We start from the raw sequence: 7,553 nt of genomic DNA on the forward strand, positions 1-7,553 counted from the left end.
TTACGGTAAACAGCCTTCCCGCGACGATCCTGGCAATGAATATGGAAAGAGTTTTTACCCAGATCGATACCAATGAGCGCAATGTTTTCCATGATAGTTGTCATTTTCAGAAGACGACTGCACCAATTGACGGGGCGTAACGCCAGATGTGCAGGCGACTCCTGACAACGCAATATCAGAAGTCATCTGCACCAATCTCGACTATGCTCAATACTCGTGTGCACCAAAGCGAGGTGTGAGCATGGCGTCAGACACATCATTGATTGCCGAGCAAGGCGTGGCCACCCTGCCCGATGCGGCTTGGGCGCAGGCCCGGCAACGGGCGGAAATCATCGGGCCGCTGGCAGCGCTTGATGTGGTCGGGCATGAAGCCGCCGATGCCGCTGCTCACGCGCTTGGCCTGTCCAGGCGGCAGGTGTATGTCCTAATCCGCCGTGCCCGGCAAGGTGCTGGGCTTGTGACGGACCTGGCTCGCAGCCGATCCGGCGGCGGAAAAGGCAAGGGACGCTTGCCGGAATCAGTTGAGCGCATCATCCGCGAGTTGCTGCAAAAGCGCTTCCTGACCAAGCAGAAGCGTAGCCTGGCAGCGTTCCACCGCGAGGTCGCGCAGGCTTGCAAAGCGCAAAAGCTGCGGGCGCCGGCGCGCAACACCGTGGCTCTGCGGATCGCCGGCCTCGATCCGCTCAAGGCCACTCGCCGCCGGGAAGGTCAGGATGCGTCCCGCAGCCTGCAAGGTGTCGGTGGTGAGCCTCCCGCCGTGACCGCGCCACTGGAACAAGTGCAGATTGATCACACGGTCATCGACCTGATCGTGGTGGACGAGCGCGACCGGCAACCGATTGGCCGTCCGTATCTGACCATCGCCATCGACGTGTTTACCCGCTGCGTGCTCGGCATGGTCGTCACGCTGGAAGCGCCGTCATCTGTTTCGGTCGGCCTGTGCCTTGTGCATGTCGCCTGCGACAAGCGTCCCTGGCTGGAGGGTCTGAACATAGAAATGGAGTGGCCGATGAGCGGCAAGCCCAGGCTGCTCTACCTGGACAACGCGGCCGAGTTCAAGAGCGAAGCGCTACGCCGAGGCTGCGAGCAGCATGGCATCCGGCTTGACTATCGCCCGCTCGGGCAGCCGCACTACGGCGGCATCGTGGAACGGATCATCGGCACGGCGATGCAGATGATCCACGACGAATTGCCAGGGACGACCTTCTCCAACCCTGACCAGCGCGGCGACTACGATTCCGAAAACAAGGCCGCCCTGACGCTGCGTGAGCTGGAGCGCTGGCTCACATTGGCGGTCGGCACCTACCACGGCTCCGTGCACAACGGCCTGCTCCAGCCGCCGGCAGCGCGCTGGGCCGAAGCTATCGCGCGGACCGGCGTGCCAACCGTCATCACTCGCACCACGGCTTTTCTGGTCGATTTTCTGCCCATCATCCGCCGCACGCTGACCCGCACCGGCTTCGTCATCGACCACATCCATTACTACGCCGATGCGCTCAAGCCGTGGATAGCTCGGCGCGACCGCTTGCCTGCGTTCCTGATCCGGCGCGACCCGCGCGACATCAGCCGCATTTGGGTGCTGGAGCCGGAGGGGCAGCACTATCTGGAAATTCCATACCGCACCTTGTCGCACCCGGCTGTCACCCTCTGGGAACAACGACAGGCGCTGGCGAAATTGCGGCAGCAAGGGCGCGAACAGGTGGATGAGTCGGCGCTGTTTCGCATGATCGGCCAGATGCGCGAAATCGTGTCCACCGCGCAGAAAGCTACGCGCAAGGCGCGGCGCGACGCGGATCGACGCCAGCATCTCAAGGCAACGGCAGTTCTTTTCAAAACCACGCCACCACCGGACGCGGACATGGCTGACCCGCAGGCAGACAACCAGCCACCTGCCAAACCGTTCGACCAGATTGAGGAGTGGTAGCCGTGGAAGAATATCCCATCATCGACTTGTCCCACCTGATGCCGGTGGCCCAGGGCTTGGCCCGTCTTCCGGCGGACGAACGCATCCATCGCCTTCGCGCTGACCGCTGGATCGGCTATCCGCGAGCAGTCGAGGCGCTGAATCGGCTGGAAGCCCTGTATGCGTGGCCGAACAAACAACGCATGCCCAACCTGCTGTTGGTCGGTCCAACCAACAACGGCAAGTCGATGATCGTCGAGAAATTCCGCCGCACCCACCCGGCCAGCTCCGACGCCGACCAGGAGCACATTCCGGTACTGGTCGTGCAGATGCCATCCGAACCGTCGGTAATCCGCTTCTACGTCGCGCTACTTGCCGCGATGGGCGCGCCATTGCGCCCGCGCCCACGGCTGCCGGAAATGGAGCAATTGGCGCTGGCACTGCTACGCAAGGTCGGCGTGCGCATGCTGGTGATCGACGAATTGCACAACGTCCTGGCCGGCAACAGCGTCAACCGCCGGGAATTCCTCAACCTGCTGCGTTTCCTCGGCAACGAGCTGCGCATCCCGCTGGTCGGGGTCGGCACACGCGATGCCTACTTGGCGATCCGCTCGGACGACCAGTTGGAAAACCGCTTCGAGCCGATGATGCTGCCGGTGTGGGAGGCCAACGACGATTGCTGCTCACTGCTGGCCAGCTTCGCGGCTTCGCTCCCGCTGCGGCGACCCTCGTCGATTGCCACGCTGGATATGGCCCGCTACCTGCTCACGCGCAGCGAGGGCACCATCGGCGAGCTGGCGCACCTGTTGATGGCGGCGGCCGTCGCTGCCGTGGAGAGCGGTGAGGAAGCGATCAACCATCGCACGCTCAGCATGGCCGATTACACCGGTCCCAGCGAGCGGCGGCGGCAATTCGAGCGGGAACTGATGTGAAGCCAGCGCCACACTGGCCACTGCATCCGGCTCCCAGGGAAGGCGAAGCCTTGTCTTCGTGGCTCAACCGCGTGGCCCTTTGCTATCACATGGAGGTGTCCGAGCTGCTGGAGCACGATCTTGGTCACGGCCAGGTTGATGACCTGGACACCGCGCCACCACTGGCGCTGCTGGCGATGCTCTCCCAGCGGAGCGGCATCGAGCCGGACCGGCTGCGTTGCATGAGTTTCGCCGGCTGGGTGCCTTGGCTACTGGACAGCCTTGATGATCAGATTCCAGATGCATTGGAAACCTATGCGTTCCAGCTCTCGGTGCTGCTGCCGAAACTCCGCCGTAGGACGCGATCCATCACGAGCTGGCGTGCCTGGCTGCCCAGCCAGCCGATACATCGCGCCTGCCCGCTCTGTCTGAACGATCCGGAGAACCAAGCCGTACTGCTCGCGTGGAAGCTGCCCCTGATGCTGAGCTGCCCACTGCATGGCTGCTGGCTGGAATCCTATTGGGGCGTGCCAGGGCGGTTTCTCGGCTGGGAGAACGCCGACGCCGAACCGCGCACTGCCAGCGACGCGATTGCGGCGATGGACCAGCGTACCTGGCAGGCACTGACGACCGGCCACGTGGAGTTGCCGCGCCGACGCATCCACGCCGGATTGTGGTTTAGGCTGCTACGCACGCTGCTCGATGAGCTGAACACCCCGCTTTCGACGTGCGGCACCTACGCGGGGTATCTCCGCCAAATCTGGGAATGCTGCGGGCATCCGCTGCGTGCTGGGCAAAGTCTGTGGCGACCGTATGAAACCCTGAACCCGGCAGTACGGTTGCAGATGCTGGAGGCGGCGGCAACGGCAATCAGCTTGATTGAGGTGAGGGATATAAGCCCGCCAGGCGAGCACGCAAAGCTATTCTGGTCCGAGCCCCAAACCGGGTTCACCAGTGGCCTGCCGGCGAAAGCGCCGAAGCCCGAACCCGTCGATCACTGGCAGCGTGCAATCCAGGCCATTGATGAGGCCATCATTGAAGCACGACACAACCCCGAGACGGCACGCTCGCTGTTCGCGTTGGCTTCCTATGGTCGGCGCGACCCCGCTTCCTTGGAACAGTTGCGCGCCACCTTCGCGAAGGAAGGCATCCCCCCGGAATTTCTGTCACATTATGAGCCTAGCCTACCCTTTGCATGCCTTAGACAGAATGACGGGTTAAGTGACAAATTTTGACGTGCAGAGCTTCCCGATGCAAACTGTCACATAATCGAACGTATATGTGACAGGTACAAGATGCTGATTGGCTACATGCGAGTATCGAAGGCGGATGGCTCCCAGGCGACGGACTTGCAGCGCGATGCGCTGGTCGCGGCCGGTGTTGATCCGGCGCATCTCTATGAAGACCAAGCGTCCGGAAAACGCGAGGATCGTCCCGGTCTGGCGAGCTGTCTGAAGGCACTACGGCCAGGCGACACGTTGGTCGTTTGGAAACTGGATCGGCTCGGGCGCGACCTGCGCCATCTGATCAATACCGTCCATGACCTGACCGGACGCGGCATCGGCCTCAAGGTGCTGACCGGGCACGGCGCGGCCATTGACACCACGACCGCCGCCGGCAAGCTGGTCTTCGGTATCTTCGCCGCGCTGGCCGAGTTCGAGCGCGAGTTGATCGCCGAGCGCACCGTGGCGGGCCTGGCCTCAGCACGGGCACGCGGCCGGAAAGGCGGCCGGCCGTTCAAGATGACCGCCGCCAAGCTGCGGCTGGCGATGGCGGCAATGGGGCAGTCAGAGACCAAGGTCGGCGACCTGTGCCAGGAACTTGGCATCACGCGGCAGACCCTGTATCGGCATATTTCACCCAAGGGCGAGCTACGTCCAGATGGCGAGAAGCTACTCAGCCGAATTTGATGCCGACATGAGGCGACGTAGCGAAAGCGTGGTTTGTCTCAATTTGACGGCGGCGAACCGCAAGCGTTCGGTTCGCCGCTCGTTTCGGTCGCAGTGCTGGCCCGCGCCTGGAAACGTTGATAACACTCCAGCCCGCAGAAGTGCTCGACGTACTCCGCGCCTTCCGGTGTGAAGGCGGCATCGAGCGGAATTTCCTTGCAGCACACGCAGCAACTGGTGGCGGTCGGATCATTTGCATTCATGGTGGCACCCCTCCATTGACTGACGAAGACGGCGAATGCCGCCGCCGGCATCGGCTTTGCGAACAGAAAGCCTTGCCCGCGCTCGAACGCTTGGGCCCTCCGCCGTAGTCCATCCATCCGGCCGGGAAGCGCTCATGATCTTTCCCTGAATGCCCGCAACGCCCGCGCCAGTGACAGAAGAAACAGGCCGGTCAAACCGAGCGCCGTGATGACCCAATACTCGACAAGGAATGCACCGGCGGTTGTGCCGGCCAGCACGGCAGCGAGGATGGACAGGTGGCAGGGGCAAGTCAGCACGGCCAGCGTGCCCCACAGGTAGCCGGTGAACGGTTTGTGCGTCTCGGCCGGCATGCGCTCGGGGCTGTTCATGGCAAACTCTCCGCATGCTGTGCCGGCGCGGTCGGCATGGCGGCCAACTGCACTTCCAGATTGGCCAACGCTTCGCGCCGGCGTTCGACGAACTGACGCAGCACAGCAAGCTGCGCGGCAGTTTCATCGCAGTTCGCCGCATCCAGCGCCCGGCACAGCCGCGCCAATGCGCCGAGGCCGATGCCCGCCTCGAAGGCGGCCCACACGAAGCACAGTCGCTGCAAGGCGGCGTCATCGAACAGGCCGTAGCCACCCGTGGTGCAGGCGACTGGCCGCAGCAATCCGCGCAGCAGGTAGTCGCGCACGATATGCACGCTCACCCCGGCATCAAGGGCCAGCCGGGACACCGTGTAGGCGTTCATCGAACACCTCCTTTTGGTCGGTTCACGGCAATGCATATACCGTTTCGCCGAGTTCAATCCGCGCGCTGCGAATCCGATGCCGGTGCCGTAGAACATTGGGTCGATATCCGATCACGGTGTCCTAGATGACATGGTCTGCAACAGATGTCGATTAAACTCCTGGCCCAAGCCGAAAGCCTCGTGGACACTGACGATCGCCAATCCTTCCAATCCTTGATGCTTGGAGGCCCAGTCTTCCGCCGTCGGGACAGATGCAAAGAAATGTACATGGCAACAGAAGGACTGACGAACGTCGGCTGCTTCCTGCGGCAATACCAAGGACACCGCCATGCCGGCAGGTTCGACAGCCTGTATCTCGCTGGGTGAAACCGTGAGTGAAACGGGTGCTCCGGTTGCAGCGCAATGCGATGAGACGCGAGCTGTACGGCCGATCAGCGCCGGAAATATCAAGGTGTCCAGCGCGCACCAGGCATACAGACGGCGGTCGTCAATTTCAAAGACATACGAAGTCTCGCGCAAGGTGAGGCCGTAGCCGATGATGTTCCCATCTTTGTCATATTCGGTACTGGTGGCCTGTTCGAGTACGGCGGCCACTCGCTCAGCGGGCCAGTCGAGAATCCCGGCAAGTGTCGTTCGTGAAACCGGACGCCCCTTGGCGAGTTCCCGCAGTAGCGGGACCAAGAGATCCGCAGTACCATTGGTACGATTGACCGAAGTGAGACGTTCTAAAATATATGGGGCGAGCTTCATGGTTCCATCTCCTTTCATCCTGCGCAGCAGGACAATTGTTTGACATCCTTGGTGAAGGTCTGCGCCGCGAGCTTCAGCCCCTCGACCATCGTCAGGTAGGGGAACAACTGGTCAGCCAGTTCCTGTACGGTCATGCGGTTACGGATCGCGAGCACCGCCGTCTGGATCAGCTCGCCCGCTTCCGGGGCCACTGCCTGTACCCCAATGAGTCGTCCGCTACCTTCCTCGGCTTGTCCTTTCGAATTTGAATTGGATAGCGTAACCTTACTTCCGTACTCATGTACGGAGTCAAGCGGTATGGAAAATAATTTGGAGAACCTGACCATTGGCGTTTTTGCCAAGGCAGCCGGCGTCAACGTGGAGACCATCCGGTTCTATCAGCGCAAGGGCTTGTTGCCCGAGCCGGACAAGCCCTATGGCAGCATTCGCCGCTATGGCGCGGCGGACGTGACACGGGTGCGATTCGTGAAATCGGCCCAGCGGTTGGGCTTCAGCCTGGATGAAATCGCCGAGTTGCTGCGGCTCGACGATGGCACCCACTGCGAGGAGGCCAGCAGCCTGGCCGAGCACAAGCTCCAAGACGTGCGCGAGAAGATGGCCGATTTGGCGCGCATGGAGGCTGTGCTGTCTGACCTGGTGTGCGCCTGCCATTCGCGGCAGGGGAATGTTTCGTGTCCGCTGATTGCGTCGTTGCAAGGTGGAACGAGCTTGGCAGGGGCTTCCACAGCTTAGCGTGCTTTATTTAATGAGATGGTCACTCCCTCCTTCCCAGTACTATGCTGAGGACAGGCTTTCATTCGGAGAACCATCATGGAAAACATTGCGCTTATTGGTATCGATCTGGGTAAGAACTCTTTCCATATTCATTGTCAGGATCATCGTGGGAAGGCCGTTTACCGTAAAAAATTCACCCGACCAAAGCTAATCGAATTTCTGGCGACATGCCCAGCAACAACCATCGCGATGGAAGCCTGTGGCGGTTCTCACTTTATGGCACGCAAGCTGGCAGAGTTAGGGCATTTTCCAAAGCTGATATCACCGCAATTTGTCCGCCCATTCGTTAAAAGCAACAAAAATGACTTCGTTGATGCTGAAGCTATCTGTGA

At 61.3% G+C, this 7,553-nt stretch carries 11 protein-coding genes and 1 pseudogene; 6 read left to right on the top strand and 6 right to left on the bottom strand.

Translation table 11 applies throughout. From position 1 onward, the window contains the following. Nucleotides 1-92, bottom strand: a 92-nt coding sequence (locus tag ACMWKA_RS25140; protein WP_071957402.1) for an IS110 family transposase, incomplete at its 3' end; no start/stop codon positions are given. A 149-nt stretch (nucleotides 93-241) separates the two neighbouring features. Between ACMWKA_RS25140 and ACMWKA_RS25145 the strand changes: the two genes are divergently transcribed. From ACMWKA_RS25145 to ACMWKA_RS25160, 4 genes are read left to right on the top strand one after another with little or no spacing between them, the layout of a single operon-like run. Continuing rightward, nucleotides 242-1,924, top strand: a complete 1,683-nt coding sequence (locus tag ACMWKA_RS25145) for a Mu transposase C-terminal domain-containing protein (RefSeq protein ID WP_010791757.1) — start codon at nucleotides 242-244, stop codon at nucleotides 1,922-1,924. A 2-nt stretch (nucleotides 1,925-1,926) separates the two neighbouring features. Beyond that, entirely contained in the window at nucleotides 1,927-2,835 is a 909-nt protein-coding gene (locus ACMWKA_RS25150) for a TniB family NTP-binding protein (RefSeq protein ID WP_000393453.1), read from the top strand. After that, on the top strand, nucleotides 2,832-4,049 hold the full coding sequence (locus tag ACMWKA_RS25155; RefSeq protein WP_011405615.1) for a TniQ family protein: 1,218 nt from the start codon (nucleotides 2,832-2,834) through the stop codon (nucleotides 4,047-4,049). Before ACMWKA_RS25150 ends, ACMWKA_RS25155 begins: the two co-directional genes overlap by 4 nt. A 60-nt stretch (nucleotides 4,050-4,109) precedes the next feature. Next, on the top strand, nucleotides 4,110-4,724 hold the full coding sequence (locus tag ACMWKA_RS25160; RefSeq protein WP_010981357.1) for a recombinase family protein: 615 nt from the start codon (nucleotides 4,110-4,112) through the stop codon (nucleotides 4,722-4,724). A 38-nt stretch (nucleotides 4,725-4,762) separates the two neighbouring features. Here ACMWKA_RS25160 and ACMWKA_RS25165 read toward each other — a convergent pair whose 3' ends face one another. The 5 genes and pseudogenes from ACMWKA_RS25165 to ACMWKA_RS25185 form a co-directional block, all read right to left on the bottom strand. After that, a complete protein-coding gene (locus tag ACMWKA_RS25165; protein WP_010981356.1) occupies nucleotides 4,763-5,083 on the bottom strand; it encodes a DUF3330 domain-containing protein in 321 nt (106 codons plus the stop codon). A gap of 15 nt (nucleotides 5,084-5,098) precedes the next feature. Continuing rightward, nucleotides 5,099-5,335 carry a broad-spectrum mercury transporter MerE gene (gene merE / locus ACMWKA_RS25170; protein WP_005413392.1) on the bottom strand — a complete coding sequence of 79 codons (237 nt, stop codon included), beginning with the start codon at nucleotides 5,333-5,335 and terminating at the stop codon, nucleotides 5,099-5,101. After that, entirely contained in the window at nucleotides 5,332-5,697 is a 366-nt protein-coding gene (gene merD / locus ACMWKA_RS25175; protein WP_031942307.1) for a mercury resistance co-regulator MerD, read from the bottom strand. The genes merE and merD overlap by 4 nt, the downstream gene beginning before the upstream one ends. Nucleotides 5,698-5,808: 111 nt before the next feature. Further along, nucleotides 5,809-6,447 (bottom strand): organomercurial lyase MerB, encoded by a 639-nt coding sequence (merB, locus tag ACMWKA_RS25180; RefSeq protein WP_000761850.1) that lies wholly within the window; start codon nucleotides 6,445-6,447, stop codon nucleotides 5,809-5,811. 14 nt (nucleotides 6,448-6,461) lie between these two features. Further along, nucleotides 6,462-6,674, bottom strand: a pseudogene (locus tag ACMWKA_RS25185) (mercuric reductase); the annotation flags it as partial. 70 nt (nucleotides 6,675-6,744) lie between these two features. Between ACMWKA_RS25185 and ACMWKA_RS25190 the strand changes: the two are divergent. Continuing rightward, entirely contained in the window at nucleotides 6,745-7,179 is a 435-nt protein-coding gene (locus ACMWKA_RS25190) for a mercury resistance transcriptional regulator MerR (protein WP_010981353.1), read from the top strand. A 78-nt stretch (nucleotides 7,180-7,257) separates the two neighbouring features. Further along, nucleotides 7,258-7,553 (top strand): IS110 family transposase (locus ACMWKA_RS25195; protein ID WP_032637403.1); only part of this gene is annotated, 296 nt, incomplete at its 3' end.

Source organism: Enterobacter sp. 03-F-07-AD-ECC (genome assembly GCF_047530935.1).
GTDB lineage: Bacteria > Pseudomonadota > Gammaproteobacteria > Enterobacterales > Enterobacteriaceae > Enterobacter > Enterobacter cloacae.